This window comes from Mitsuaria sp. TWR114, assembly GCF_007997345.1.
In genome coordinates this window covers 1-521 of sequence record NZ_VOSR01000900.1, presented here as the reverse complement: position 1 = coordinate 521, position 521 = coordinate 1, and the positions used below count along the sequence as shown (strand labels likewise).

The window sequence follows — 521 nt, the reverse complement described above, 5'->3', positions numbered from 1 at the left end:
GGCACGAAGTGGATCGTGGTGACTTGGTGCTCGTTGATGAGCTCGACCAGCCGCTGCGGATCGCGGTGATCGCCGGGCGCCGCGATGGCCAAGCGAGCGCCTTCGGCCAGCGCCCAGAACAGTTCCCACACCGAGACGTCGAAGCTCAGCGGCGTCTTCTGCAACACCGTGTCGGCCGCGCTCAGCGCGTAGGCGCGCTGCATCCAGGCCAGCCGGTTGTGCAGCGCGACGTGGCGGTTGGCCGCGCCTTTGGGCCGGCCCGTCGAGCCGGAGGTGTAGATCACGTAGGCGAGGTTCTCGCCGTGGACCTCGACTTCGGGATTCGCGAGCGATGCGCCCAAGCGTTCATCGGCACTCTCCGCGGCGTCTATGTCGACCAAATCGACACCCTCCCCGACGGGCAGCTTCGCGCGCAGGTGCGGCTGCGTCAGCACCAACGACACGCCGCTGTCCTCGAGCATGTAGGCCAGCCGATCGGCGGGAAGCTCCGGGTCGAGCGGCACGTAGGCGCCGCCGGCCTT

General features: G+C 68.7%; 1 protein-coding gene. It reads right to left on the bottom strand.

All coding sequences use genetic code 11. The features are described from left to right. The coding region (locus tag FUT87_RS25515) for an AMP-binding protein (RefSeq protein ID WP_147242810.1) at positions 1 to 521 on the bottom strand (521 nt) is incomplete at both ends.